22 protein-coding genes and 1 riboswitch are annotated in these 25,905 nt (G+C 64.8%); of the genes, 9 read left to right on the plus strand and 13 right to left on the minus strand.

The window, feature by feature from the left end:
* Window positions 1-73: 73 nt before the first annotated feature.
* On the minus strand, window positions 74-1,393 hold the full coding sequence (locus J0909_RS04535) for an MFS transporter (RefSeq protein ID WP_286181767.1): 1,320 nt from the start codon (window positions 1,391-1,393) through the stop codon (window positions 74-76).
* Window positions 1,394-1,575: 182 nt separating this feature from the next.
* Entirely contained in the window at window positions 1,576-2,133 is a 558-nt protein-coding gene (locus J0909_RS04540) for a hypothetical protein (protein ID WP_207260866.1), read from the minus strand.
* Between the two features lie 303 nt (window positions 2,134-2,436).
* On the opposite strand from J0909_RS04540, the gene J0909_RS04545 reads away from it, so the two are divergent.
* From J0909_RS04545 to J0909_RS04565, 5 genes are all read left to right on the plus strand, one after another.
* Window positions 2,437-3,729, plus strand: a complete 1,293-nt coding sequence (locus tag J0909_RS04545) for a hypothetical protein (RefSeq protein WP_207260868.1) — start codon at window positions 2,437-2,439, stop codon at window positions 3,727-3,729.
* A gap of 16 nt (window positions 3,730-3,745) precedes the next feature.
* Window positions 3,746-4,927: a THUMP domain-containing class I SAM-dependent RNA methyltransferase gene (locus J0909_RS04550; RefSeq protein ID WP_207260869.1), complete on the plus strand. Its 1,182-nt coding sequence runs from the start codon at window positions 3,746-3,748 to the stop codon at window positions 4,925-4,927.
* Between the two features lie 97 nt (window positions 4,928-5,024).
* A complete protein-coding gene (locus J0909_RS04555; RefSeq protein WP_207260870.1) occupies window positions 5,025-5,909 on the plus strand; it encodes a DMT family transporter in 885 nt (294 codons plus the stop codon).
* Between the two features lie 59 nt (window positions 5,910-5,968).
* On the plus strand, window positions 5,969-6,178 hold the full coding sequence (locus J0909_RS04560; RefSeq protein ID WP_207260871.1) for a SlyX family protein: 210 nt from the start codon (window positions 5,969-5,971) through the stop codon (window positions 6,176-6,178).
* 9 nt (window positions 6,179-6,187) lie between these two features.
* Window positions 6,188-6,700 (plus strand): cupin domain-containing protein, encoded by a 513-nt coding sequence (locus J0909_RS04565; RefSeq protein ID WP_207260872.1) that lies wholly within the window; start codon window positions 6,188-6,190, stop codon window positions 6,698-6,700.
* 80 nt (window positions 6,701-6,780) lie between these two features.
* Here J0909_RS04565 and J0909_RS04570 read toward each other — a convergent pair whose 3' ends face one another.
* The 5 genes from J0909_RS04570 to J0909_RS04590 form a co-directional block, all read right to left on the minus strand.
* The gene (locus tag J0909_RS04570) at window positions 6,781-7,116 is read right to left on the minus strand and encodes a tail fiber assembly protein (RefSeq protein WP_207260873.1); all 336 of its coding nucleotides are present in this window, start codon (window positions 7,114-7,116) and stop codon (window positions 6,781-6,783) included.
* Complete coding sequence (locus J0909_RS04575) at window positions 7,116-8,684, minus strand: hypothetical protein (RefSeq protein ID WP_207260874.1); 1,569 nt, start codon at window positions 8,682-8,684, stop codon at window positions 7,116-7,118. The genes J0909_RS04570 and J0909_RS04575 overlap by 1 nt, the downstream gene beginning before the upstream one ends.
* A 2-nt stretch (window positions 8,685-8,686) precedes the next feature.
* Window positions 8,687-9,151 carry a hypothetical protein gene (locus J0909_RS04580; RefSeq protein WP_207260875.1) on the minus strand — a complete coding sequence of 155 codons (465 nt, stop codon included), beginning with the start codon at window positions 9,149-9,151 and terminating at the stop codon, window positions 8,687-8,689.
* Between the two features lie 34 nt (window positions 9,152-9,185).
* The gene (locus tag J0909_RS04585; RefSeq protein ID WP_207260877.1) at window positions 9,186-11,282 is read right to left on the minus strand and encodes a phage tail protein; all 2,097 of its coding nucleotides are present in this window, start codon (window positions 11,280-11,282) and stop codon (window positions 9,186-9,188) included.
* Between the two features lie 407 nt (window positions 11,283-11,689).
* Window positions 11,690-11,947: a hypothetical protein gene (locus J0909_RS04590; RefSeq protein WP_207260879.1), complete on the minus strand. Its 258-nt coding sequence runs from the start codon at window positions 11,945-11,947 to the stop codon at window positions 11,690-11,692.
* A gap of 184 nt (window positions 11,948-12,131) precedes the next feature.
* Here J0909_RS04590 and J0909_RS04595 point away from each other — a divergent pair, with 184 nt between their 5' ends.
* Window positions 12,132-13,493 (plus strand): protoporphyrinogen/coproporphyrinogen oxidase, encoded by a 1,362-nt coding sequence (locus tag J0909_RS04595; protein WP_207260880.1) that lies wholly within the window; start codon window positions 12,132-12,134, stop codon window positions 13,491-13,493.
* Window positions 13,494-13,498: 5 nt separating this feature from the next.
* The gene (locus tag J0909_RS04600; RefSeq protein ID WP_207260881.1) at window positions 13,499-14,566 is read left to right on the plus strand and encodes a M24 family metallopeptidase; all 1,068 of its coding nucleotides are present in this window, start codon (window positions 13,499-13,501) and stop codon (window positions 14,564-14,566) included.
* Window positions 14,567-14,668: 102 nt separating this feature from the next.
* Here the strand turns inward: J0909_RS04600 and acs are convergent, their stop codons facing one another.
* Window positions 14,669-16,585 carry an acetate--CoA ligase gene (acs, locus tag J0909_RS04605; protein WP_207260882.1) on the minus strand — a complete coding sequence of 639 codons (1,917 nt, stop codon included), beginning with the start codon at window positions 16,583-16,585 and terminating at the stop codon, window positions 14,669-14,671.
* Window positions 16,586-16,745: 160 nt separating this feature from the next.
* Window positions 16,746-17,618, minus strand: a complete 873-nt coding sequence (locus J0909_RS04610) for a LytR/AlgR family response regulator transcription factor (RefSeq protein ID WP_207260883.1) — start codon at window positions 17,616-17,618, stop codon at window positions 16,746-16,748.
* Window positions 17,619-17,787: 169 nt separating this feature from the next.
* Between J0909_RS04610 and J0909_RS04615 the strand changes: the two genes are divergently transcribed.
* Window positions 17,788-19,149, plus strand: a complete 1,362-nt coding sequence (locus J0909_RS04615; RefSeq protein ID WP_207260884.1) for a TAXI family TRAP transporter solute-binding subunit — start codon at window positions 17,788-17,790, stop codon at window positions 19,147-19,149.
* 165 nt (window positions 19,150-19,314) lie between these two features.
* Here the strand turns inward: J0909_RS04615 and gltA are convergent, their stop codons facing one another.
* Together gltA and J0909_RS04625 are read right to left on the minus strand one after the other, a co-directional pair.
* Complete coding sequence (gltA, locus tag J0909_RS04620) at window positions 19,315-20,730, minus strand: NADPH-dependent glutamate synthase (protein ID WP_207260885.1); 1,416 nt, start codon at window positions 20,728-20,730, stop codon at window positions 19,315-19,317.
* Window positions 20,720-21,568 carry a sulfide/dihydroorotate dehydrogenase-like FAD/NAD-binding protein gene (locus J0909_RS04625; protein WP_207260886.1) on the minus strand — a complete coding sequence of 283 codons (849 nt, stop codon included), beginning with the start codon at window positions 21,566-21,568 and terminating at the stop codon, window positions 20,720-20,722. Before J0909_RS04625 ends, gltA begins: the two co-directional genes overlap by 11 nt.
* Window positions 21,569-21,708: 140 nt before the next feature.
* Window positions 21,709-21,805: riboswitch (cyclic di-GMP riboswitch) on the plus strand.
* Between the two features lie 55 nt (window positions 21,806-21,860).
* Between J0909_RS04625 and J0909_RS04630 the strand changes: the two genes are divergently transcribed.
* Entirely contained in the window at window positions 21,861-22,274 is a 414-nt protein-coding gene (locus J0909_RS04630) for a hypothetical protein (protein ID WP_207260888.1), read from the plus strand.
* A 206-nt stretch (window positions 22,275-22,480) separates the two neighbouring features.
* On the opposite strand, the gene J0909_RS04635 is transcribed toward J0909_RS04630, so the two are convergent.
* Both J0909_RS04635 and J0909_RS04640 read right to left on the minus strand, forming a co-directional pair.
* The gene (locus J0909_RS04635; RefSeq protein WP_207260890.1) at window positions 22,481-23,878 is read right to left on the minus strand and encodes an MFS transporter; all 1,398 of its coding nucleotides are present in this window, start codon (window positions 23,876-23,878) and stop codon (window positions 22,481-22,483) included.
* Between the two features lie 149 nt (window positions 23,879-24,027).
* Complete coding sequence (locus tag J0909_RS04640) at window positions 24,028-25,851, minus strand: PocR ligand-binding domain-containing protein (RefSeq protein ID WP_207260892.1); 1,824 nt, start codon at window positions 25,849-25,851, stop codon at window positions 24,028-24,030.
* Between the last annotated feature and the right edge of the window lie 54 nt (window positions 25,852-25,905).

The raw sequence follows: 25,905 nt of genomic DNA on the forward strand, positions 1-25,905 counted from the left end.
GAGGCGCGGACAAAATCTCGACACCCCTCCCTGGCCAGCCGTCCGGCGACTCCCCTTCAACCCCGAACGGACATCAAGCCGCGTTGCCCCGTTGCCGGGGCAAAACCAAAGCGACAACCACGGCCAGCAGGGCAAGCGCCCCGCCCATCAGGAACGGAGCTCGAGGCCCGATCAAATCCCAGGCGAGTCCGGCCGCCAGATTCCCGACCAGGGAAAGAAGCCCCGTGAGCATAAGAAAGAACCCCATGGCCGTGCCCCGACGCTCCGGAGGAAGCCCCACGGCGATGAGGGCCTTGCCCACGCCCTCGGTCAGGCCCATGTACAGGCCGTAAACGGGAAACAACACCCATATCCACCAGTCGGGCCCGGACAGGGCGAAGCCGAAATAGGTCAGGGCATAGAGGGTCCATCCGCCGAGCATGAGACCCCACCGCCCGAAGCGGTCGCTGAGAATGCCTGCCGGATAGGCCGTGGCCGCATAGACCAGATTGAACAGGACATAGGCCCCGATGACGTGCAGGTCGCTGAATCCCAGATCGCGGGTCCGCAGCAGGAGCAGGGCGTCCGTGCTGTTGGCCAGAGCAAACAGGGACAGCAGGACCAGGGCACGCCAGTAGGAACGGGGCAGCCCCCGCAGGGACTCGCGGAACGGGCGACGCGAGGTCGAAGCGGCCGGGGCGGGGGAGGCGTCTCTGAGACGGAAGGTGAACCAGACCGCGACCACGCTCGGCAGGGTGGCCAGCAGAAATATGGTTCGATACGCGCCGGGCAGCAGTGCGAGAAGCCCCATGGACAACAACACGCCCACGATGGCCCCGGCCGTGTCCATGGCGCGGTGGAACCCGTAGGCCCTTCCGGCCATGGCCGGGGGCGCCGCGTCCGCGATCATGGCGTCCCGGGCCGTGGTGCGCAGCCCCTTGCCCGACCGATCCAGAATACGCGCGGCAAAGACCACGGGCCAGGAAGCGGCCAGGGCGAGCAGCGGCTTGGACAGGGCGCCCAGACCGTATCCGGCGCGGACGAAGGGCGTGCGCCGCCCCATACGGTCGCTCTGCCAGCCGGAGGCTCCCTTCATCAGGCAGACCACGGCCTCGGCCGCGCCTTCCATGGCCCCGAGCACCGTCGCCGGAGCGCCGAGCACCGAGACCAGGAACAGAGGGACCACCGGATAGACCATTTCCGAGGCCACGTCGGTGAAAAAGCTGACCCAGCCCAGGGTCAGGATGGATCGCGGAAGCGAGGGTTTGGACCCTGGTCGGAAGAAATGCGGCATGATCAGTGGCGTCCGTTTGCAATGGGGCCGCGCGTCCCGGGTCGGGCGCGGCGGGCCGCGCAGGACTTGCGGGCCGTCCGGGCCGATGCTCCCGGCGCGCCGCGAAGATTCCCGGGGCATTCCGCACCGATCCGGAGGAGGCGTTTGTCGGCGGCGTTCAGTCTGCGCATGGGCGTATCTTGAGCCCAAAAAAAGGAGAATTCAACAAGGTTGTGGGCCGGAACCGGGCCATCGCCCAACGCCGTGGCCACGGCGCGGGGCCCGGATGCCCGACGGACGGACCGTCACAGGTGAAGTCGGCGTCAATCCAGCGAGAGCTGAGGACCGGCGGCCCGCACGAGGTCGAGGTCGGCGGCGTCGGCCGTCTGGTTGAGGGTCAGGGTTTGCCGGGGTTGGTAGGCCCGGAGAAAGGCCATGCGGCGCAGTTCAAGGCGCTCGAACCGGGTACGGCGCTCACCGAGAAGATTCTCGATACGGCGTCGGCGCGCCTCTTCGGACAGGGCCGGGACCTGCTCGGAACCGGTGGCCGGAGTTTGCGCCTCGGCAACCACGACCGGGGCCTGGGGGCCGGCGGGTTCGGATTGGAGGAATGCGGGCAGCTCAAAGGCCTCGCCGCTGACCACGGCGGCATATTTTCCCTCGATGACCTGGGCCGGGTTCTTGTCGTTGGCCGCATACTCGTAGGTGAACTCGCCGAGGGTGTAAGCGGTGGACGCGTATTGCAGGGGCGCAAACGCGAATCCCCCCGCGCCGAGCAGCGGCGCGACCACAGCGCAACCGGACAACGGTCCGGCTCCGGACAGCAGTATAAAGGCGCAAAAAACAACTTTGACGAACAGGGTCCGTGCGACCGATTTCATGGACTCTCCAGTCATTGCGGACTGTCCACGCATGCCCCCCCAGGCTTGGCAACACGGGGCAAGCATACGGCATTTTTTCGCATTGGACAATCTTTTCAAAGCATTTTAACAGGTTGTCGCGATCCACTGGATTGCAGACAAATACACAAATTATCTCAATCAATTACTTACTTTCCCACATTGGAGAAAAATCGTTCATCCCGCCCGGGCGAGAAAAAACCGTTGCCTGAAATCATTGGAGAAGCCTGAGAAAGGGCGATGCACGGCCGCCTTTACCTGGACCGCCCAAAGAGGTAATTGACGGTGCGTATGGTACAGGAACAGCCCAAGAAACGGACCCCGTCCAGGTTGGCGGCACTGCCCCTGGCCGTGGCCTGCGCGGCGGTGCCCCTGGGAGCGCTGTTGTCGCGGTTCGCCGGGTCCGGCCCGGAGAGTTCGCCGTTCCTTCCCTGGGCTGTCCTGGCGGCCTTGGGCACGGTACGCGCCATTTTATTCCGGCGCTCCGGGCAGCGGCTGCGGCCCCGCTTCTTCGCCGAACTGTGCATGTTCGCCGGACTGTCGGCCCTCGTCATCCTCTACCAGCGCGACATCCTGCAACAATTGAGGGGATTCACGCCCTTCGTATCCGAACTGGTCCCGGTGATCATGCTCGGCTTCTGCGGATTGTGGGTCATGACCTTCGGGCGGCCCGACCGCGCGGCCTTCCAGCGATGGGGCGCGGTCCTCGGACTGCTCTGCGTGTTGGATCTGGCCGTGGAAGGGTTCATTTACCGCGCCGCGCCGTCCATGCGCTGGATCGGCGAGACGGACCTGCTGGCCGGGCTGCTGCTGATCTGCCTGTGCGCCTCCCTCAGGCCCGGCCTGGCTGACGACGGCCTGTATGAGCCGGACCAGGGCGCGCCGGTCTTCCGGGCCCTGATCCTGGCGGGCTTGCTGGCTACCCTGTCACGCACCGGACTGTTCGCCGCCGCCTGGATATATCTCTGTTTCGGCCGAGGCGGCTGGAAACTCCGCACCGCCGTATTCCTGGCCTTTTTCACGGGCCTGGCCGCAACTTTCCAGCTACCGTTCACGCCTTCGGACCTGGCCCGGTACGTGGACTACTGGCTATGGGCCAAGTCCCTGGCCCTGTTCTCGCGGGAACCGGCCCTGCTGATCGCCGGCCTGCCCCTGGATCACGCCCTGCCCTTCACCTTCCCGCCCGAGATGGCCCCCATCTGGGAGCGGGTCACGGATTCGCCCACTCTGTTCGGCGCGCATTTGCCCCAGGTGCCGTCCTTCTGGCTGCGCTTCATCCTGGGCTGGGGCGGCATCCTGCCCACGGCCTGCCTGACCGGACTGTTCGTCCTGGTCTCCCGGCGGCTGACGCGCATGGGCGCGGGGCTGGCCGCCGTCCTGTTCGTCCAGGGCATGTCCACCCCGCTTCTCTACGATCCGTCCACCGGGGCCATGGCCGGGCTGGCCCTGCTCCTGGCCCTGTCCGCCTGTCGAACGGTGCCATCCCCCGGCCGAAACGGTGAACCCGACGCCGGACTGCACTCCGCCCCTCAAACCGAAGACGACCCGGTCCGCGAGTGGGACCTGCGCCCTCTCTAGACCGCCCGAGACATCCATGACGAAATTTTCCGATACGGCCCCGATCCTGGTCACCTGCCCCCGGGACATGCCCGAGCACCTGCACGGCGAACTGACCGCCCTCGGCTTTGCCCAGGCCATCCCCCTGGACGCGGGCGTGGAAGTGCGCGGCACGCTGAACGACTGCATGCGCCTGAACCTGTGGGTGCGCACGGGACACCGGGTGCTCTTTGAATTGAAACGGTTCCGGGCGTTCGACGCTGACGAGCTGTACCGCGAGGCCAAGCGTATCCCGTGGGAGGAATACATCCCGGCGGACGGGTATTTCCGAGTGGACGCGTCCGTCCGCGACACCACGGTCAACGATGCGCGCTTCGCCGGGCTGCGGGTCAAGGATGCCGTGGCCGACCGGTTCACCGAACGGACCGGCGCGCGGCCGGACTCCGGGCCGGACACCCACGGGGTCTGCCTGTTCCTGCACTGGCGCGAGAATCGGGCCACGCTCTATCTGGATACCACGGGCGAGCCCCTGCCCCGGCGCGGCTACCGCAAGCGCCCGCACAAGGCCCCCATGCAGGAGACCCTGGCCGCGGCCTGCATCCTGGCCTCGAACTGGCCCGAACTGGCTCGGCGGGGCGGGCACTTCATCGCGCCCATGTGCGGATCCGGAACCCTGGCTATCGAGGCCGCGCTCATGGCCATGAACGGCGCGCCGGGCCTGCTGCGCGACAATTTCGCCTTCATGCGCGTGATCGGCTTCGAGCCCGAGGCCTGGGACGAGATGCTCGGTGCAGCCGAGGACTCCGAAATCCCGGAGATCAAGGGCCGGATCATCGCCACGGACCACGACCCGGAGGCCATCGAGGCGGCCCGGGACAACGCCCGGCTGGCCGGGGTGGGCGACTTCATCGAATTTTCCGTCTGCGATTTCACACGGACCGAAGTGCCCGAGGGACCGGGCGTGGTCATGCTCAACCCGGAATACGGTATGCGCCTGGGCGATATGGCCGAACTGAAAACGGTCTACCGGGGCATCGGCGACTTCTTCAAGCAGCACTGCGGTGGCAAGACCGGTTTCATCTTCACCGGCAACATGGACCTGGCCAAATGCGTGGGCCTGCGCACCAAACGGCGGCGCGTCTTCTGGAACGCCAAGATCGAATGCAGGCTGCTGGAATACGAATTGTATGAAGGGACCCGCAAGGGCGGAACGGACTAGCCGGTTCCCGCGGCATCGGACCCCGGCGGGAGGATCGTGGAAAACCGGCCCCATGGGGGTGGATCATTCAAAGGTTCACGCGTATATCCTCCCGACCATGAAGGAATCCCCGAATTACACTTACGTACTGCTCGTCCTGAGCATGATGTTGTGGGGCGGCACCTGGGTGGCCGGGCGGGTCCTGGCCCAGTCGGTGCATCCCATGACCGCCGCCGTGCTGCGTTTCGGTCTGGCCTCGGTCATCCTGCTGTACATGTGCTGGCGGGCCGAGGGACGATTGCCCAGGCTCAAGCGTGATCAGATTCTGCCGGTGGTCTTCCTGGGAGCCACCGGAGTCTTCGCCTACAGCTACTTCTTCTTCACCGGCCTGCAAACCATCCCGGCCGGGCGGGCCGCACTCATCGTGGCCTGCACGCCGGTGTGCATCGCCCTGCTCTCGGCCGTGTTCTACGGCGAAAAGTTCGGCCCGTTGCGCATCCTCGGAGGCCTGATTTCCCTGGTGGGCGTGTCCGTGGTCATCGCCGACGGCGACCCGCTGGCCCTGCTGGCCGGTGGCATGAACCCGGGTGATTTCATGATCCTCGGCTGCGTGGTCAGTTGGACCGCCTACACCTTGGGCGGACGCTCGGTCATGAAACGGCTGCCGCCGCTCTCGTCCGTGGCCTGGTCGAGCTTCACGGGCACCCTCATGCTCCTGCCCGTGGCCCTGAACCAGGGACTCATCGCGGACCTCGGCCGCGTCCGGCCCGTGGACTGGGGGTGCGTGGTCTTTCTCGGCTTTCTGGCCACGGCGCTGGCCTATTATTGGTACTACCGGGCCATCAACGTCATCGGCGCATCCCGGGCGGGCATATTCATCAACATGGTCCCGGCCTTTGCAGTGCTTACCGGCTTCCTGCTCCTGGGCGAGCCCATTCACCTTTCCCTGGCCGTGGGCGGAACCATGGTCATCACCGGCGTGTACCTGACCAACCGGGCCTGACCGCCACCGTTGCCAATCCCGCGCCCAGGGCGCATACTCGTTCCGCCAAGGAGGATCGCATGGACGACAGAATCGAACGGTTGGAGAGCCTTCTCGCCCTTCAGGACCGAACCATGGAAAAATTGAGCGACCAGCTCTTTGACCAGCAAAAACAGATCGACGGCCTCCACCGGCTGGTGGAACGCCTGGCCCAAAAGATCCGCGCCCTGGACGAGGAGATGGAGCACGCCGGACCGGTGGACGTCCCGCCGCCCCACTACAACGGCTAAGGGGCGGGCATGAACGGACCTTCTCCCCGCGAAGTCATTGACCTGCTCGGCCTGACGCCCCATCCCGAAGAAGGCGGCTGGTTCCGGGAAACCCACCGGGTCGCGGAAACCGTGCCGCACGGCGTCCTGCCCGGCCGCTACAGCGGACCTCGGTCGATGGGCTCGGCCATCTACTACCTGCTGACCCGGGACACGTATTCCCACATGCATTGCCTCCAGTCGGACGAAATTTTCCATTTCTACGCGGGCGGGCCGTGCGAAATGCTTCAACTCCACCCCGACGGCGCGGGTGAGCGCCTCGTCCTGGGCAACGACCTTCTTGGCGGCCAACGCCCGCAGATCCTGGTCCCGCGCGGGTCCTGGCAGGGATTGCGGCTGCTGCCGGACGCGGACTTCGCCCTCATGGGCTGCACCGTGGCCCCGGGCTTCGAGTACGCGGACTACGCCCACGGCGACCGGGCCCAACTGATCGCCCGCTATCCTGAATTCCACGACGAAATCACCCGCCTGACCATTTCATAGAAAAGGGGGTGCGTCCCGAAGGAAGCGCACCCCTTGCCGTGGGGGAAGGTGAAAGTGATGACGAAACTTGTTGCCGTCCACTACCCCGCCGGCCCTACCGGCCACACCACCACCCACGGAAATCCCTCCTGTTGGGGCACGTCGCGCAGGGCCTGGCGGTAGACCGTCCAGGCTGCCCGGGCCGTATCGTCCAAGGGCGCGTCAGGCATTTGCGTCCAATCGCATGCGGCCAATCGGCGGTCGCGTTCGGCCCGGACAGCTTCGGACAGCAAATCGGAATCCTGCGACCATTCGCCCTCACCATTGACGGTGTAGTAGTCACCCGGGCGCATAGCCGTTACAGCTACCCACCCGTCGCCGGGATGGTCCCCGCCCACCAGCATTTCATTTGTGCCGACCTTCGCATACATGCGCATTAGAACCCCCTCGTAAGTTTGATACGTCCAGGGCAGTTGCCTAGGCCATCAAAGTATATTTGTATTGGAGCGGCGGCCCAGTTTGCCGTTGTAACAACAACGTCATCTGCGCTTACGCAAGTTGGCGCACTGCCGTATCCTCTGCCGTTGCTTGACAAAACAACAATGCTGTCAACACGTTGCCATCGTATGTCGGAGGCTGACGCCCGCGTACGTCCGTAAAGCTCCAACTCTACACTTGCGGGACCGCTGAACGGATTCGGCTCAACGTATGTAGTACTTTTTTCAATTATGGCACCCGATGCCACCGGTAGTGTAACCGATGTACCAATCGGAGTTTCCACAATCTCTATGGGTACTCCACTGGCTACCTTTACCCGCCCGATGTAGACTCGGCGGACCTCGGTGTCCGTGCCGTCGTACATACGGCCAGTGGCTGTATTGTAGAGGTCCGAGCCGGGGGTCAGCCGAGCCGTTCCGTAGGCAGGATACGGCGCGGAATACCCCACACCGGCCCAGCTACCATCCTCATTGAGGTCCGCGTAGAGGTGATACCACCCGTCCGCAGAACCAGACAGGTCCACGGACAGGCCGTCGGGAGACGCCTCCGACGCATATACAGTGCCGCCCCAGGCGTAGGCGACGACGATTCCCGGAGCAATGCCCACAGCACCGGCGGCAAGGACGGCATCCACGCGCTCCGCCGAGTAGTACGTGTCCTTAAGGTCGGAGGCCGTACGCAAAGACAGCACCGGGGCGTCCTGGTCGCCGTCGGCCCAATTCGCTATTTTGCTCCCGGTCGGTGCCACCATCACAGTCTGTGGGGCCACCAACAGGGGGGACATGTCGAGGCCAGTAAGATTGGAGCCATCCAGCAGAGGCAACACCCCGCCGGGGGCCTTGACGATGTCCGCGTCCGCCGGCTCGGCCCCGATGGCGGCCAGGGCCTCGGCCTCCTCCTCGCAACCGGCCACGGTCAGCCCCACCGCGCCAAAGCCGAGATTGAACAGGGCCTCGGTGGGGTTGTCCGCGTCGGTGCCGCCCTGGCTGATGGGCACGGGCGTGATCATGGACCCCAGGGCGACGATATCCTTGTTGATCAGGTCGTCCCCGCCGCTGTTCCAGGCGAGCACTCGGCCCGGGTCGGGCTCCGGCAGATTCACGCCGGTCAGGGCCGAGGAAATCCGGAAGGTCAGGGCCCGATCCAGCTTTTCGGACAGGGCCTGGCAGATCATGGTCAGCTTGTCCAGGGCAGCTTCGTGGGAGGCCGCCGGAAAGGCGTCGTTCTCCACGTAGTCCACCTCCTGGACCATGGCCGGTTCGCGCCGGATGACCAGAGTCTGGCCGGGTTCGGGGGGCAAGCTCATGGTGCAGGCGCCGCCATTCTGCTCCCCCACCCCGGAGAGCCGATAGTCGGTCCCCTCGGATTGGACCCATTCCTCGTCCTCGGTATCGACGAGCAGCACGCGGATGTCCTCGTTGCGCAGGAACATGAACGGGATGGCGAAGGAGGCTGTGGAGCCATTGCCGCCGTAGAGCACCTTGGATTCCGTGGAAGCGATGGTCATGGTTAGTCCCTCCCGTAGATTTTCGAGCCCAGGGACAGGATGGAGCGCCTGGGCGAGGCGTCCCCGCCTATACGCAGCATATTCGCCCGGTTGTTGGCGGAACGAAGGCGGGATCGGGCATCCTTTTCGCCATCGAAAAGGATCTCCTCCTCGTCCTGTCGGCCCTTGAGCCGGTCGGCGTCGCGGATGAGGGCCTTGGACCCGGACATGGCCAAGCCCGAACCGCCCCATTGGGCGTTGTTTCCGGCGCGCGCATGTTCCTGGTCCTCACGAAGCCGCGCGGCATCCTGCTCGGCCCGCCGCCGGATGTCGCGGGCCTCGCCCTCCGCATCCGTCTCGATGAGCCGGGCCCGCTCTTCGGCGTTGGCGGGGCTCTGTCCGGCAGTCCGGGCGCCCAGAAAATCCGTGACATCGTTGAACAGGCTCACGCCCTGTTGCAAGGTCTGTGGGGATGTGGTGTTTCCCATGGTATCCTCTCTTTATCGTTGGGGGTTTTCCCGGTTATTCATTGATGACAAGCTGCGGAACAATCATGAGCACGGTCATGGGGAGGGGCTGTTCCTGGACAATGGTCAAAAGCCCGTCGCGGTCCCACCCCTTGGGGAAATTAACGATCTTGTCCCCGCGAAACGGCCGGGGCGACTGCCCCATGGGCGTGGACGGAGAACGGAAGTAGACAGGCTCGAGCCTGGATTCGTCGGGCCCGATGAGGCCGCCGAGGGTATCGTAGAAGCGGGCGGCCACCTTGGTGATGCGTTTCCTCTTGGTCTGGGCGGTGCCCCGTTGGCTGCCCGCGTCCAGGCGCATGGGTTGCAGCACCGAGCGGTAGGCCAGCCCGGCGTGGACGGTCGAGGCGGGGCGATCCAGGGCCAGGCTGCCGTCTCCGGCCACCACGCGATCGGCCTGCACAGCCCCGTCGGCCAGCACGGACACGGTCCGTCCGGACAGGTGCTCAAGCCCGAAAACCGTGTCCGTGGGGACGCCCCGGTAGGTCAGGCCGCTGTCCACGAAAAAGGCGTCGTTGATGTCCCCGGCAAAGGGAGCCTCCAGGTATTCGATGTAGCGGCGGGATTCGCCGTTCACCGTGCGAACCACGGCGATCCACAGCTCGTCGCGCTTTTCAAGGTCGTTGTAGACCGTGGCCGCACGCTCCACCACGCCATCGGTGACGATGCGCGACCAGGCCGCCACATCCTGGTCCGGCACGTAAGTCAGGGCGACCATGGCCCCATCCCCGCGCACGCCGTAAAGAATGGAATCCGGCTCCTGGACGTAGGCCAGTTGGGTCAGCCCGCCTTCGGTTATGTGTTCCGAAAGCAGGGTCAGATCCCTGGAGGCATAGGCGTCGGTCTCCAGCCGGTAGGACATTTCGCGGATCTTGCGCCCGGCCCGCTGAATGTACAGGGTGGCGAATCCCACGGGCTCGGGCCGGACGTTCGACGCTCCGCTGGTGCCCTCCTGGGCGGCCTTGACGTTCTCCGGGGTGAGCGATCCGCTGGTCGAGGCGCTCAAGGTCCATTCGCCGCCTGCCGTGCCGATCCACAGGGAACGGCGCGGAACGATGAATTCGATGCCGCTGGCCTGGCGGCCGGACAGGGTGACCTCGATGGCGTCGTCGTCCAGGGGGTCCTCCCCGGCCGGGGCGTCGGTCCGGTCGCCAACTTCAAAACAATCCCACGCCTCATCGTCGAGCACGCCGTTCTCGTCCCAGATGGCCTCAATCTGGTTGCCTTCCGGCTCGGCCGCGAAAGACAGCTTGATATTCGCGCTGACAGCCGTATAGTTCTTCGCGCCCTTGTAGCGGTAATAGCGGGTGGACCCGTCCGGGTGCTGGCCCTTGAGGGCGTCCCGGGCCTCGAACCCTTCCCCTGTCTTGAGGGTCACGGCGTCACCGGCCTTGCCGTCGCGCACCCCGTCGCCGTTGGAATCGGCAATCTCGAGATCTCGCCAGCCGTCGATGGGGACCTCGCGAGTCTTGAGGCGGAAATCACGGTACTCGCCGGTACGCGACAGCCACAGGGTGCCGGGGCGGGACCGGGTCGCGGCCAAAACCAGCCGCTGTTCGTAAAAACACACGGCCGAGGGGTAGTCGTTCTCTTTCCAGGCTTCGGGCTGCCCCAGAAAGACCATCTCCTCCAGGGCCCAGTCGGCGTGGTCCACGCGGGTCATCTCGCGCACCGGATGATCCGGGTGGACCAGGATGAGCGCGTTGTCCGACTGGGCGTAGTCCAATTCGTCGAACTGGTCGGCCGTATAGGGAATGTCGCGGATATAGGGGGTGCCGCAGGACAGGACCACGCCGTGCCCGGAGAAGACGCGCATGCGCCCCTGCCCTATCTCATCCTCGGCGAATTCGAGCACGTAGGTCTGCTTGGCGTTGAATTCGAAGGGAATGAGCAGAACCGGTTTGTCCCGACTGAGAGATTCGGCCACGAACCGGAACCCGGCCCGCCGCGAAGTCCCGCCATGGGGATGAACGTGGAAATTCTGAAGGGCGCGGCATCCGTTGAAATACTTGGAAAGATCGGTCCTTCCCTCCAGCCGGGGGGATATCTCGCCCGCCGTGAAATTGGTGATCGCGGGTGTGGCTATGCTCATGTGGTCGGCTCCTTGATTTTCGGGGACGCGCCCCGGACTTGCCGCAAAGCATAGCCCCGGTTTTCCGGGCGGGAGAAAATCGGCTATCGAACGGAGCCGAGAGGTGGGAAAAAACAGCTTGACGGATCCCACGGGCGACGGGCCGCGCAAGACCGGAAATCATATAATATTTTATTCTGCAAAAACAAATGGATGTGGACGCATGAGCCGCACCGAAACAGTCCCTGAAAATCCCCCTGGGGAGAGAATGGCTACTGATCGGGCAGCAAATGACAAGCAAAGACGGACAAGGAGGCGAGCCATGGTTCGCCGGGCGCGGCGCCAGCCGGGGGAAAAAATCGAAAGCGCCTGTATTCCGGTACGTTACCCGGAATACAGGCGCTTTTCACGCCATCTGTCGGCCTGTCCTAATTGGCCATTGCCGACATGGAGGATCGCCCGTCCTTCTCCCGGTTCAGGCGAATGACCTGGGTGGTGAAGGACGTCTCGCCGGGCTCGCAGTTGGGGCAGCCTTCCGAGACAATCACGCACCGCTCATCCAGGGTGGACGGATCGATCTTGGCCAGTTTGAGGAGTTTCGTGGTCATGCCGTGCTTCCAGAGGATAGGCTGGCCGCAGCGGTGACATTCCACATACAACAGTTCCGGATCGAATTTCCTGGTCATGATTTCAAAGTAAGCTCCCGGCCCTGGATTGGCAAGAGGCCCACCGGCCATGCGCATGATTATTTCCCCGTCGGGCGGAATACCTTTTATCCTCGTCCCGTTGACGCGAGGGATGCGGCCTGGCACCAAACTTGATACGGAGATGCGGACCGGAAAGAACTACCCATCGCAAAGAAGGCGCACAGTGAAAACCACGCATCTGATCATCGGCGCGGGCCCCACGGGCCTGGGCGCGGCCCACCGCCTCCGGGAACTCGGCGAGACCGACTTCCTGGTCCTCGAACGCAATCCCCACGCGGGCGGGCTGGCCGCCAGCTTCCGTGACGATAACGGCTTCACCTGGGATATCGGCGGCCACGTGGTCTTCTCCCACTACGCCTATTTCGACGACCTCATGGACTCCCTGCTGGGCGCCGAGCGGCTGGAGCACCAGCGCGAATCCTGGGTGCGGGCGCACGGGACCTGGGTGCCCTACCCGTTCCAGAACAACATCCGGCACCTGCCGAAAGCGGCCCGATGGGAGTGCGTGGAGGGCCTCTTGCCCGGCAACCGCCCCCAGGGCCGCCCGGAGAATTTCGCCCAATGGATCGACGCGGTATTCGGCCGGGGCATCGCCCGTCATTTCATGGACCCATACAACTTCAAGGTCTGGGCCACCCCGCCCGAGCTGATGCAGTACGGCTGGATCGGCGAACGGGTCTCGGTGGTGGACCTGAAAAGGGTCCTGCGCAACATCGTCCTGGAATGCGACGACGTGGCCTGGGGCCCGAACAACACCTTCAAATTCCCGCTTTCCGGCGGCACGGGCGAAATCTTCCGACGGCTGGCCGACCGCCTGAAGGGGCGCATCGAATTCAATCAGGCCGTGACGAGCATCAACGCCAAGGCCCGGACCGTGACCACGGCGCAGGGCCTGACCGTGGAATACGGCACCCTGCTCAATACCGCGCCCCTGGATCTCCTGGCCCGGGACTGGCTCATCGACGCGCCCGACGCCTTCCGCGACGCGGCGGGCAAACTGACCCACAACTCGGTCCACGTGGCCGGGGTGGGCCTGGACCGCGAGCCCCGCGCCGAACACGATTCCCGTTGCTGGATGTATTTCCCGGACGACGACTCGCCCTTCTACCGGGTGACCAATTTCCACAACTATTCGCCCAACAACGTGGCCCGGCCCGGCGAGCAACTGGCCTTCATGTGCGAGACCTCCTTTTCCGGGCACAAGCCGGAAAAGGTCCACGAACTGATGGACCGCACCGTGGAGGGTCTGATAAACTCGGCCCTGTTGCGCGGGGACAGGGTGAAGGACATCCTGACCCGCTGGGAGATCGCCGTGGATTACGGATATCCCGTGCCGTGTCTGGCGCGGGATGAGGCATTGCGTGTTCTGCAACCAGGCCTGGAGGCCATGGGCATCCACTCCCGGGGCCGCTTCGGCGGCTGGAAGTACGAGGTGTCCAACATGGACCACTCGGTCATGCAGGGCGTGGAATGGGCCGAACGCATGGTCCGCGGCACCCCCGAAAAAACCTACACGCTGGATTGAACATCATGAATACATCCGTTTTCGAAAAACGCCGCGAAGAGCTCAAGAACGAAATGCACGCCCGCGGCCTGTCCGCCATGCTCGTGTCGCTGGCGGCCAACCGGTATTACCTGAGCGGCTTCGAGCTGCACGACGCCCAATGCAACGAGTCGTCAGGCTGGCTCGTGGTCACCCCGGACGAGGACTACCTGTTCACCGACCCGCGCTATCTGGACGCGGCCCGAAAGGTCTGGGACGAAAAGAACCTGTGCATCTACACCGCCCGCAAGCACAAGGAAATCGCCGAATTTCTCAAGGGACGCGGCGTCAACACCCTGGGATTCGAACCCAAGGCCCTGCACCTCTTCGACTACGACAAGCTGACCGAGGATTTCACCCTGGTTCCCACCGAGAACATCGTGGAATCCCTGCGGATCATCAAGGACGAGGACGAGATTCGGCGCATGGACGAGTCCATGCGGCTCAACCACGAGCTTTTCCGATACATCGAGGGCGAACTCATTCCCGGCCGGACCGAGAGGGAAGTCGCCTGGCTGGTGGAAAAATTCTTCCGCGAGCACGGCGCCCAGGGGCTGGCCTTTTCGACCATCGTCGGCGTGGGCCCCAACGCGGCCCTGCCCCATTGCATCCCCGGCGACACCAAGCTGCGCGAAAACGACATGGTGCTCATCGACACCGGCTGCAGGCTGCTCGACTACAACTCGGACCAGACCCGGACCTTCTGGGTGGGCGACAAGCCGTCCGACCGCTTCCAAAAGACCATGGAGCAGGTGCGCGCCGCCCAACAGGCGGCCATCGACGTCATCCGTCCCGGCCTGTCCTGCACCGAGGCCTACCGCGTGGCCTACGAAGTCTTTGAAAAGGCCGGGGTCGAGGCCATGTTCACCCACGGCCTGGGCCACGGCGTGGGGCTCGAAACCCACGAGCCGCCGTCCCTGTCCCGAGCGGGACAGGGCCATCTCGAACCCGGCATGGTCGTCACCGTCGAGCCCGGTCTCTACGATCCCGCCTGGGGCGGCATCCGCTGGGAATACCAAATCCTCGTCACCGAGGACGGCTGCCGCGTCATGTAGGCACCCGGCCAAACGCATCTAAAAAAGATCGCGGCCCGCAGTTGCGGGCCGCGATCTTTTTTTTGCGTGCCGCCGGACGCTCCCGCCGCCCCCTTCGACCGTCTACTCCTCGTCCAGCCCGGTCAGATCGCCTGTCTCCAAGCCGTTCTCCTCGGCTTTGAGCACGCGGCGCATGAGCTTGCCGGACCGGGTCTTGGGCAGGGAATCGCGGAACTCCACGGACTTGATCACGGCCACGGGGCCGAGCTCGTTGCGGATGGTCTTCTTGAGTTCCTTGACCAGTTCGTCGCCCGGGGTGAAGCCGTCGTTGAGCATGACGAAGGCCTTGGCGGCCTCGCCCTTGATCTGGTCGGGCACGCCGATGACCGCGCACTCGTTCACCGCCGGGTGCACGCCGAAGGCGGCCTCCAGTTCGGCCGAGCCGATGCGGTGCCCGGCGATGTTGATGACGTCGTCGGCACGGCCCTGGATCCAGATGTAGCCGTCCTCGTCGCGCCGGGCCACGTCGCCCGCGTAATAGACGCCGGGAATTTGCGTCCAATATTCCTTGAAGCGCTCGTCGTCGTTCCACAGGCCGGTCATCATGGACGGCCAGGGCTGGGTGACCACGAGCAGTCCGCCCTTGCCCGGGGGCACGGGATTGCCGTCGCGATCGACCACGTCCACTTCCACGCCGGGCAGTGCCTTGGTCACGGACCCGGGTTTGAGCACGGAGATGGGCAGGGGCGAGATCATGAACATACCCGTCTCGGTCTGCCACCAGGTATCGAGCACCGGGCATTCGGAGCGGCCGATATGCTTGTACAGCCAAATCCACGCCTCGGGTGAAATGGGTTCGCCCACGGTGCCGAGCAGGCGCAGGCTCGACAGGTCGTGCTGCTTGGGATACTGGGCCCCGAAGCGCATGAGCATGCGGATCATGGTCGGCGCGGTGTAGAAGATGGTCACCCCGTACTTGGCCACCACGGACCACAGCCGGTCGGCCTGGGGGTAATTGGGGTGTCCCTCGTACATGACCGAGGTGGTCCCGGCCATGAGCGGGCCGTAAATGCTCGCCGAGTGGCCCGTGACCCAGCCGGGATCGGCCGTGCACCAGAAGATGTCCGTGGGCTTGATGTCGAAGACCGTGGTCAGGGTGCGGTGCACGCCGACCATGTAGCCTCCGTGGGAGTGGACCACGCCTTTGGGCGTGCCCGTGGTCCCGGAAGTGTAGAGTAGAAAGAGCGGGTCGTCCGCGTCCATGACCTCGGTGGGGGCCTCGTTGCGTTCCCGGCGGACCAGGTCCTCGTACTGGAAGTCCCGGCCGTCCACCATGTCCACGTTCAGATTGCAGCGCCGAACCACGACCATGGCCTCCACGCAGTCGGCGCAGGCCCCGACCAGGGCCTCGTCCGCCGTCTCCTTGAGGCTGATGATCCGTCCGTTGCGGTAGAAGCCGTCGGAGGTGATCAGCAGCTTGGCCTGGGCGTCGTCGATGCGCTTGCGCAGCGCCTTGGCCGAAAATCCGGCGAAGACCACGGAATGGACCGCGCCGATCTTGGCCGCCGCAAGCATGGCGATGACCGTCTCTGGCAGGGGTGGCATGTAGATGACCACGCGGTCCCCCTTGCGTATCCCGAGGGAACGCAGGGCATTGGCGAAGCGGTTGACCTCGCGGTAGAGCTCGAAATAGGTGTACTTGCGCTGGTCGCCCGGTTCCCCTTCCCAGATGAGGGCGAGCTTGTTCTTGTTGGCGGTCTCGATATGCCGGTCCAGCGCGTTGTAGACGATGTTGCAGCGCGCGCCCGGGAACCAGCGGTAGAAGGGGGCGTCCTTGTCGTCCAGGACCTGGTCCCACTTCTTGAACCAGTCCAGTTCGTCGGCGGCCTCCTCCCAGTACCCGGTCGGGTCCATGGCCGCGAACTTGCGCGCCCCCTCCAATTCCTGGGGGTTGACGTTGGCTTCGATGACCAATTGCGGAAGCGGGCGGAAAACCCGTTCCTCCTGCAGTAAATTATCTATTGCGCCTGACTGGTCCATGTATCCTCCTCGCAGAAACAACCGGGAACCCCGATTTTGCGAGTCTCATTCATAGCACTCCCGGCCCGCAACTCCCGGCTTATTCGGCCAGCGGTCGCAGCGGCGGGTTGAACGGTCGGGTCGTCCGCCACGGCCCGGTCCGGATGTCGCCCTCCTCTCCTCACAGCCCGATGATCTTCTTCAGTTCGGCGATGCGCCGTCGGCTGATGGGCAGCTCGATGCGTGTGCGCCCGGCCGTGCGCAACATGAAGTTGGAACCGGGCATGCTGGCGATCTCGGTGACCATGTCCAGATTGACCAGGTACTTGCGGTGCACGCGGAAAAAGCGGTGCGGACCGAGCCGGTCCTCCAGGTTCTTGAGCCGGTAGGAGGAGAGAAATTTCTGGTTGGCCGTGTGCACGTAGGAATAGTCCTCGAAGGCCTCGACGAAGATGATCTGGTCATAGGGAATGAGGATGGTGCGCCCGTCCTGGTTCACGGCCAGCTTGTCGATCTCGGGCCTGCGGCCGGTGGTCTGGTCCCAGGCGGCCTGGAGCGCGGCCAGGAAGGAGTCCTGCTCCTCTTCGGGCAGGGGCAGCTTCACGGTCTGCTCGGCGCCGTCCACGGCCTCGTCGTCAGGGTCGTCCGGGTAGGGAGCCGGAGGCGGGACCTCGCGAAACCGGGTCTTGAAGGTCTGCAGCCGGTCCATGGTCCGGGCCATGCGTCCGGGCGCGGGCGGCCAGAGCAGATAGTCCGTGGCCCCCAGTTCGAAGGCGGCATAGGCCTGGGACTCGGAGTCGGAAATGAACACCAGGGCGGGCTTGTTCCTGCGCCCGGCGAGCATCTGGGCCATCTCGATGCCGCTCGCCCCGCCCGGCAGGTTCACCCCCACGAAGAACACGCCGTAGGGGATGGCCTCCAGCATCTCCAACGCCTCGAAGGCCGAGACCGCCTCGCCCAGGACCTGGACGAAGGGAGCCTCCTCCAGCACGTCACGCAGGGCCGTGCGGACCTCGGGGTCGGGGTGGATGAGCAGGGTTTTGAGCTTGGGCATGGCCTGTCCGGTCCGGGTTGCTTGGCGGAAAACTCCAACACTCTTCCATCCCTACCCATATTTCGCGCTCTTCGCAAGACGGCCGCCCCCCCCGGCCAGACGACGAATGCGTCAGAATTCGCGTCCTCCGCCTTGCCCCGAGACCGCCTTTTCTCTACAGTCCATCCTCATGAGAAACCCATATCTGAACCGTCTCTTCAAATTTTTGCGCTCCCACGTACTCATGTCGTTCCTCATCTACGGCGCGTCCGCCGGAGTGCTCGCCCTGGCCCTGTGGGTGACCTTCCAATTCGTCAAACCGCTGCCCCCGCACAAGGTGATCATCGCCACCGGCGACGAGGGCGGCGCGTACTACGCCTTTGCCGAACAGTACGCCGAATTTTTCAGGGAACACGGCTTCGAACTCGACGTGCGCCCCTCCAAGGGGGCCATGGCCAACCTCGCCCTGCTCGAAAACCAGGACTCCGGCGTGCAGGCCGCGTTCGTGCAGGGCGGCATCACCTCCTCCGAGGAACACCCGGATCTCGAAAGCCTGGGTTCGCTCTATTATGAACCCGTCTGGCTGTTCACCTCCAAGCGTTTCCGGCTCAAGACCCTGGCGGGTCTCAAGGGACGCAAGGTCGCGGTCGGAACCGAGGGCAGCGGCACCAGCCACCTCGTCCGCCAATTGCTCCACGAGAACGGCATCACCCCCGAAACCGCCATGCTCCAGGCCGAAGGCGCGAGCCAAGGGGTCCCGGACCTGCTCGAAGGCAGGATCGACGCCCTCTTCGTCATCGCCGGAGTAAACTCCAAGACGGTCCGCACCCTGGGCGAATCGTACAGGAAGGTGAACCTCTATTCCTTCAACCGGGCCGAGACCTACGCGCGCACCCATCGTTTCCTCGCAAAGCTGACCCTGCCCCAGGGCGGCATCGACCTCGTGCGCGACCTGCCCGCCCGCGACATCAGCCTGCTCGCGCCCTCGGCCAACCTGGTCATCCGCGAAGACCTTCACCCGGCCCTGCGCTATCTCTTTCTCCTCGCGGCGGCCAAGATCCATGGCCGGGGCGACATGTTCGCCGCCGCCAACCAGTTCCCCAACGGCCGGGGCACCCTCTTCCCCCTGAGCGACGAGGCCAAGAACTTCTACAAGTCCGGGCCGCCGCTGCTCATGCGCTACCTGCCCTTCCAGGTGGCCATCACCGTGGAGCGGCTCAAAATCCTGCTCATCCCGCTGCTGACCCTGCTCTTTCCCCTGTTCAAGATCACCCCGCCCGCCTACCGCTGGCAGATCCGGCGGCGCATCTTCAAATGGTACAAGCAGCTCAAGAAACTGGACATGCACGCCTACGACCTGACCGATCCGGCCGAGGCCCGCGACATGCTCGCCCGGCTGGAGGAGATGGACCGCCTGGTGCTGGAGACCTCGGTCCCCCTCTCGTATACAGACTACATCTACTCCCTCCGGCTGCACATCCGCATGATCCGGCAGCGCCTGGAGGAAATAGCCGAACAACCCGTTAAGGGCATCGGCCACCCGGTGGACTAGGAGACCGGGGGAGACTGCTGGAAGGATTTTCCTCCCCCTCCGCCTTCCCCGCCCGCGCGGGTGCGCAAACGAAGAGATGAGGCGAAAAGACAGGGCCGGAAGCAAAAGATCCCCGTCCGCACCAAGTGCGGACGGGGATCTTCTTATATACGTAAAGGCCGTCGGCTACAGCAGCCGTTCGGCGATCTCCCTGGCGGCGCGGCGGCCCGCGCCCATGGCGGAGATGACGGTGGCCGCCCCGGTGACGATGTCGCCGCCCGCAAAGACATTGGGCATGGAGGTTTCGCCGGTTTCCGGGTCGGCCTCCACGTAGCCCCACTTGTTCAGCTTGAGGTCGGGAGTGGCCTCGAGCAGGATGGGGTTGGGCCGGGTGCCCACGGCGATGATGGCCATGTCGCAGGATATCTGCTCGGTCTGGCCTTCCAGGCAGACGGGCGAGCAGCGGCCGGACTCGTCGGGTTGGCCCAGCTCCATCTTCTGCACGGTCATGGCCTTGAGGCGGCCCTGGTTGTCGCCGTGAAAGGCGAGAGGCCCGCACAGACAACGGATGCGGATGCCCTCTTCCACGGCGTGTTCGATCTCCTCGCGGCGGGCGGGCATCTCATCCTCGGACCGGCGGTAGACGATGGAAACCTCTTTCGCGCCCATGCGCAGGGCGGTGCGCGCCGCGTCCATGGCCACGTTGCCCGCGCCGATGACGGCCACGCGCCGGGCCCGGTAGGCCGGGGTGTCGTAGTTGGGGAAAGCATAGGCCCGGCCGAGGTTGACACGGGTCAGGTACTCGTTGGCCGAGAAAACGCCGACGAGGTTTTCGCCCGGCACGCCCAGAAAGCGCGGTAGGCCCGCGCCCACGCCGATGAAGATGGCCCCGTAGCCCTGCTCGAGCAGATCCTGGACGGTGATGGTCTTGCCCCCCACCCAGTTGGTGTGGAAGGTCACGCCGAGCTGGCGCAGTCCGTCCAGTTCGCGGGCGACCACGGACTTGGGCAGACGGAACTCGGGGATGCCGTAGATGAGCACGCCGCCCGGTTCGTGCAGGGCCTCGAACACATCCACCTTGATGCCGCGCCCGGCCAGATAGCCCGCCACGGTCAGGGAGGAAGGACCCGAGCCGATGCAGGCCACCCGGACGTCCTCGCGCTCCAGGGCGCAGGCGGCCAGGTCGGTGACCTCCTCACAGGCGGAACGGGCCGCGTAGGTGTCGGCCACGTAGCGCTCCAGACGGCCGATGGCCACGGGCTCGTGCTTTTTACCGAGAATGCAGCGGCCCTCGCACTGGGTCTCCTGGGGGCAGACCCGGCCGCAGACAGCGGGCAGCGAGTTGGTCCTGCGGATGGCGTTGAAGGCGCCTTCCAGATCATCGTCCACCAGGCAGGCGATGAACCAGCGGATATCGATATTGACCGGGCACCCTTCCTGGCACAGGGGTTTCTTGCATTGCAGACACCGCTCGGCCTCGATCAGGGCCTGTTCGCGGGAGTAGCCCAGGGCCACCTCCTCGAAATTCCCGGCCCGGACCTGGGGGTCCTGGTGCGGCATGGGGGTGCGGCCGCGAATCTTTTTCTGTTTTCTATCGGCCATGGCACTGACACTCCTTGCTGAACAATTCCATGGATTCCTCTTCCTGCTCCTTGAACTGCCACAGCCGGGCCTTGAGTTCGGCGAAGTCCACCTTGTGGCCGTCGAACTCCGGGCCGTCCACGCAGGCGAACAAGGTCTTGCCGCCCACGGTGCAGCGGCACGCGCCGCACATGCCGATGCCGTCCACCATGATGGAGTTCAGCGAAACCGTGGTCTTGACGTTGAAGGGCAGGGTCACCCGGCAGACCGCCTCCATCATGGGCACCGGGCCGATGGCGACCACCTCGGCCACCTCGTCCTCGGTTTCGAGGATGTCCTGCAAGACCTCGGTGACGAAGCCCTTGTGGCCCTCGGAGCCGTCGTCCGTGGCGATGCGCACCTCGGGACAAAACGAAGAAAGTTCGGAACAGAACAGCAGCAGGTTCTTGGACCGCGCCCCGATGATGGCGATGACCCGGTTGCCCGCCTCCACATGCCCTTTGGCGATATGGTGCATGGCCGCGATGCCGGTGCCCCCGCCCACGCAGACCACGGTGCCGGACTTCTCGATGTGCGTGGGCCGCCCCAACGGGCCGCAGACGTCCGCAAACCGCCCGCCTTCCCGGAGGGTGTTCATCTCGGCGGTGGTTTTGCCAACAACAAGGTAAACAATTGATATTGTTCCTTTTTCCTTGTCGCAATCCGCGATGGTCAGGGGAATGCGCTCACCGTGCTCGCTGACGCGGAGCATGACGAAATTGCCGGGCTTGGCCTTTTTGGCGATCTGGGGCGCGTCGATGACCATCATGGTCGTCTGGCCCGGGATCAACTCCTCTTTTTTCAGAATCGTGTAACCCATGTGCTCTCTCTTACGGTTTGAAGAAAATCCCCATTCCCCCGGGGCCCCCGAAAATTATTCAGTGGCAGGGGTTATGCTAGTAGCGCCAAACCCCCGGGGTTGTCAAAATGAGGCCGAATGCCTATAGTCTTTCCTGACTGATTCGGATTTGCCAACTCCCATGGACGGGAGACGGAAAACCACGGGTCCCTCTGGATAGAGCGTGACATGGGTCACAGGGACGGCCGGGCTGCCTTATGCAACGCAACGGCCTTTTTTTGCGACAAAAAAAGGCCGGGCACGGGAGACGCCCATGCGGATATCCTCGCAGGCTGCCGAACAATACCGCAAGACCGAGTCCCTGGCCGAGCGCCGAGTGGAACGCAAGACGGTGCAGCCCCAGGCCAGAACGACGACCACGTCGTTCGGTTTTCGCCTGGGCAAGTTCGGCGTGGACTACCGCGAGGAGACCACGGTCCTCGACCCGTCGCTATCCAGCTCGGTACGCGAGCGGAACCGGCAGGCCGAAGCCTTCCGGACCGAGGCCGAAGTGGAAAACCTGCGCGCCGAGGTCGGCGTCGAAGGCGCCGCCTACCGCGACCGCAGGGCAACCGCAACAGGCGGTGCGCCCTCCCCCGGCCGGATCAAGTCCGCCCTGGCCGCCTACGCCAGGGCCCAGGCGCATAGCCTGCCCCCGCCCGGCAACATGCTGGCCGGCGTGGTATAGCAACGACAAAGGCCGTCCCATCCGGGGCGGCCCTTTTTTTCATTGCGGCGCACGGCCCTATCGAGACCAGTTTTTTCAATTGCCGACAGCGGGAATCGACCAAGGAAAGAAGGGGCCGCGGCAAAAATCGGGGGATTCGCCCTCCGGCGGGCAAAAGGCTTGTGCGCTTGCGCCCCCCCTTTGCGCCTTCGGCGCGCTTTTTCCGGCTACGCCTTGCCGGTTCCCTTTCGCACTTCCAGCCGTCCCTTGGCGGACATGAGCACGCCAAGCGCGCTGAACACGGTCAGGGCGATAAAAGCCACCTTCATGGCCTTGAGGAAAACCCCTGCGTTGGCGGGGCTCAGGGCGGCGGGGCCGATGATCACCGCGAACACGCCGCTGATAAAGACCAGGGACACGGTCATGCCCGTGGTGCGCATGGCCGCGACCACGGCCGAGGCCACGCCGTAGTTCTCGCGGGAGACCGCGCCCATGATGACGGCCATGTTGGCCGTGGCGAACATGGCGGAACCCGCGCCGCACAAGGCCAGGATCAGGGCCGTGAACCACAGGGCCGGGTACGCGCCCTGGAAGATCGCCGCGCCCAGGCCGAGGGTGGCCAGACTCATGCCCGCCGTGGCCACCAGATGCGGCGACCAGCGCTCACACCACTTGCCGCTGACCACCGAAAGAATGACCTGCATGACCGGCTGGACCATGAGAATGAACCCGGCGTCGCTCGCGGTCATCCCCTGGGCGACCTGGAGATACAGCGAGAGCAGGAAGGTGATCCCGTAGATGGCCGCGTAGCTGATGAACTGAGCGGCCGACCCCAGGGAAAAGGCCGGATTGCCGCTGAACAGGGCCAGGCTGAGGAGCGGGGCCTTGGCCCGGCCCTCCCAGAAGACGAAACAAAGCAGGAAAAAGAGACCGCCGAGGAGCATGAACACGCCAAACCGGCCGTCCAGGTGCGAGCCGCCCTGGGAAAGCAGGATCATGCCCAGGGCGATGAACAGCGCCCCGCCGGGATCGAAACGCACGCCCCGGGCGAGGACCGGACGCACGGGCAGGGTCTTGAGGGTCAGCACGAACCCCACGGCGCAGGGGATGGCCCCACCGTAGAAAATCCAGCGCCAGCCGAGGTGGGTGACGATGAGCCCGCCCAGCCAGGGCCCCACGGATAGCCCCAGGTAGACCCCGGCCGAGGCGATGCCCATGGCCCTGGCCCGGCCGGGCCCGGGGTAGAGGTCGGCTATGATGGCCAGGCCGGTGGAGACCATCATGGCCCCGCCACCGCCCTGGAACACCCGCAGGACAATGAACTGGTTGATGGTGTGGCAGACCGGCAGGATCATGCTCATGAGCGTGAACAGGGCCATGCCGCAGACGAAGGTGGTCCCGCGCCCGATCTTGTCGGACAGCCGGGTCACCGGGAACAAGAGCATGGCCACGGCCGAAATGTAGCCCGACTCGACCAGCCCGAGCTGCGAGGCGCTGGCTCCGAATTCCCGGCCCAGGGCAGGGACGGCCACGGCCACGGCCGAAAGCATGAAAACCAGGGCGAACTGGGAGACGGTGATGGTATAAAGACCGGCGGTCCGATCGTCGTGCGCGAAAAAAGGCATGTTTGCGGAAAATCCCGGGTGTTTCAGGGTAATGGACGAAACCGTCGCCACGCGGGGCCTGCCGCCGGACGTAGCATCGGCATCTGTAAGGATATACACGGCCCCGACACAAGGCAAGGGCCGAAAGGCGCGGATTTCCCGGGGCGGTCCTAACCGGCCACGACGGCAGGGAATTCAAGCACGAAGATCGCGCCTCGGCCCGACTCGGAATCCACCCGGATAGTCCCGCCCAGATGTTCGGTGACGATGAAATAGGACACGGACATGCCGAGTCCGGTGCCCACCCCGGGCTCTTTAGTGGTGAAGAATGGCTCGAAAACCCGGCGACGGGTCTCCTCGGGCATGCCCGGCCCGTTGTCCGCGATCTCCACCCGAATGATCCGGCCGGTCCGCTTGACGCGCAGAACGAAATGCGGTTCCCGTCCGGTCTCTTCCAAGGCGAAGGTCATGGCCTGGGCCCCGTTGTTCAAGATATTGAAGAAGACCTGTTCCAGCCGCCCCGGGTCGCAAGAGACCTTCAGGTCGCCCTCGCCATATTCCCGGTCCACCCCGATGTTCTTGAAATTGTAGCTGTGCTCCAGGTCCTGGCCGCTACCGACCAATTCCACGGCCCGGTCCAGGACCTCGGTCACGTCCACCTCGCCCCTCTCACCGTCGGTCTTGCGCGAGAAGCCGAGCATATTGGTGACCACCCGGCCCGCCCGCTCCCCGGACTCGATGACCGCGTCGAGCAGGACGTCCACCTCGCGGGCGCGCACGTAATTCATGACCCGGTCCAGGTCCGCGCCGCACTCCCCGGCGATGCGCCGGTTGCGCGTCCCGTCCGAGAGCAGCCGCTTGCGGATGAGTCGGGCGCTGCCCAGGACGGCCGCCAGGGGATTGTTGATCTCGTGGGCCATGCCCGCGGCCAGCCCGCCCACGGAAAGCATTTTCTCGGACTGGACCATCATCTCCTCGATGCGCACCTTGTCGGTGATGTCGTCCACACGGATGACCGCGCCCCGCACCCCGTCACCCATCAGCGGGAAGACCGACACGTCGCGGTAGCGCCGCTCCCCGTTTTCGTTGGCGGGCACCCGCTCTCGCATCGTCGGGGCCCCCTTGGACAGGGAGGCCGAGGCGCGTTCCAGGTCCTGGCTCAGATCGGGCAGGACCTCGGCCAGCAACCGCCCCTCCACGTCGGCCTCTTCGTACCCCGTGGCCGCGGCAGCGCGCATGTTCCAATGCGTAATGCGCCCAGCGTCGTCCACGCCCACCATGATGGAGGGCATGGAATCAATGACGTTCGTCAGGTAATTGCGCAGGCCCAGGACCTCTTTGTGGGCGGTCTGGATTTCGCGAAGCGTGTCGCTGAGCAGCAAATTCTGGTAGGCGATCCAGGACATCTGGTTGGCCAGGAGAAAGAGGGCCCTGGCGACCTCCTTGAAGCGGTTCACGGACATGACCGTGACTTCTTCGAAGGCGCGGACAAACTCCACCTCGTCGGCCCCGATGTCGCGGGCGTACTCCAGGGCCTTCTCCTTGTCCACGCGCTCATTGCGCACCTGGCCGATGAGCCAATTGGCGATATGCCGGCCGTCCACGGAGATGGACGCACCCGCGTCCCACAGGCCGCTGCTCAGACAGGGCTGGACGGTCGCGCCCCGGGGATTCCACCGGCCGAGCACCATGTCGGAACGGCGGCAGTTGGCCCGCCCCCGTTCGGTCTTGCGGATGATGTCGCTGCACAAGCGGCAGAAGTTGCTCGGCCGGGTGAGAGGCTCGCCCTCGGGCGTGGTGATGATCGAGGCCACTCCCGTGGCCGAGGCGAAGGCGTCCTGCAGGGCCTGAATCTCATCCAATTCAAACAAATCGAGGAAACCGACCTCGGAAACGGAAGGCGCGGAGCCGTCCAGGGTCAACAACTCGATTTCCGCGCGGACGAGGTCGCTACGCAACGCGTTGACCTTCCGCTCCAATTCTTCCCGCTTCAAGGTTCCCCCCCTGGTTGACCTACGCATTCAACTTGTCCATCAAATCAACGAGCA

Source organism: Desulfovibrio sp. Huiquan2017 (assembly GCF_017351175.1).
GTDB lineage: Bacteria > Desulfobacterota > Desulfovibrionia > Desulfovibrionales > Desulfovibrionaceae > Pseudodesulfovibrio.

Bases quoted from the DNA above. Each gene is read 5' to 3' on its own strand.
- J0909_RS04580 (WP_207260875.1), bottom strand. From the start codon at position 9,151: ATGGGAAACACCACATCCCCACAGACCTTGCAACAGGGCGTGAGCCTG.
- J0909_RS04625 (WP_207260886.1), bottom strand. From the start codon at position 21,568: ATGGGTTACACGATTCTGAAAAAAGAGGAGTTGATCCCGGGCCAGACG.
- J0909_RS04575 (WP_207260874.1), bottom strand. From the start codon at position 8,684: ATGACCATCGCTTCCACGGAATCCAAGGTGCTCTACGGCGGCAATGGC.
- J0909_RS04560 (WP_207260871.1), top strand. From the start codon at position 5,969: ATGGACGACAGAATCGAACGGTTGGAGAGCCTTCTCGCCCTTCAGGAC.
- gltA (WP_207260885.1), bottom strand. From the start codon at position 20,730: ATGGCCGATAGAAAACAGAAAAAGATTCGCGGCCGCACCCCCATGCCG.
- J0909_RS04590 (WP_207260879.1), bottom strand. From the start codon at position 11,947: ATGACCAGGAAATTCGATCCGGAACTGTTGTATGTGGAATGTCACCGC.
- J0909_RS04585 (WP_207260877.1), bottom strand. From the start codon at position 11,282: ATGAGCATAGCCACACCCGCGATCACCAATTTCACGGCGGGCGAGATA.
- acs (WP_207260882.1), bottom strand. From the start codon at position 16,585: ATGGACCAGTCAGGCGCAATAGATAATTTACTGCAGGAGGAACGGGTT.
- J0909_RS04635 (WP_207260890.1), bottom strand. From the start codon at position 23,878: ATGCCTTTTTTCGCGCACGACGATCGGACCGCCGGTCTTTATACCATC.
- J0909_RS04550 (WP_207260869.1), top strand. From the start codon at position 3,746: ATGACGAAATTTTCCGATACGGCCCCGATCCTGGTCACCTGCCCCCGG.
- J0909_RS04565 (WP_207260872.1), top strand. From the start codon at position 6,188: ATGAACGGACCTTCTCCCCGCGAAGTCATTGACCTGCTCGGCCTGACG.
- J0909_RS04540 (WP_207260866.1), bottom strand. From the start codon at position 2,133: ATGAAATCGGTCGCACGGACCCTGTTCGTCAAAGTTGTTTTTTGCGCC.
- J0909_RS04535 (WP_286181767.1), bottom strand. From the start codon at position 1,393: ATGCCCCGGGAATCTTCGCGGCGCGCCGGGAGCATCGGCCCGGACGGC.
- J0909_RS04555 (WP_207260870.1), top strand. From the start codon at position 5,025: ATGAAGGAATCCCCGAATTACACTTACGTACTGCTCGTCCTGAGCATG.
- J0909_RS04630 (WP_207260888.1), top strand. From the start codon at position 21,861: ATGCGGATATCCTCGCAGGCTGCCGAACAATACCGCAAGACCGAGTCC.
- J0909_RS04610 (WP_207260883.1), bottom strand. From the start codon at position 17,618: ATGCCCAAGCTCAAAACCCTGCTCATCCACCCCGACCCCGAGGTCCGC.
- J0909_RS04615 (WP_207260884.1), top strand. From the start codon at position 17,788: ATGAGAAACCCATATCTGAACCGTCTCTTCAAATTTTTGCGCTCCCAC.
- J0909_RS04570 (WP_207260873.1), bottom strand. From the start codon at position 7,116: ATGCGCATGTATGCGAAGGTCGGCACAAATGAAATGCTGGTGGGCGGG.
- J0909_RS04600 (WP_207260881.1), top strand. From the start codon at position 13,499: ATGAATACATCCGTTTTCGAAAAACGCCGCGAAGAGCTCAAGAACGAA.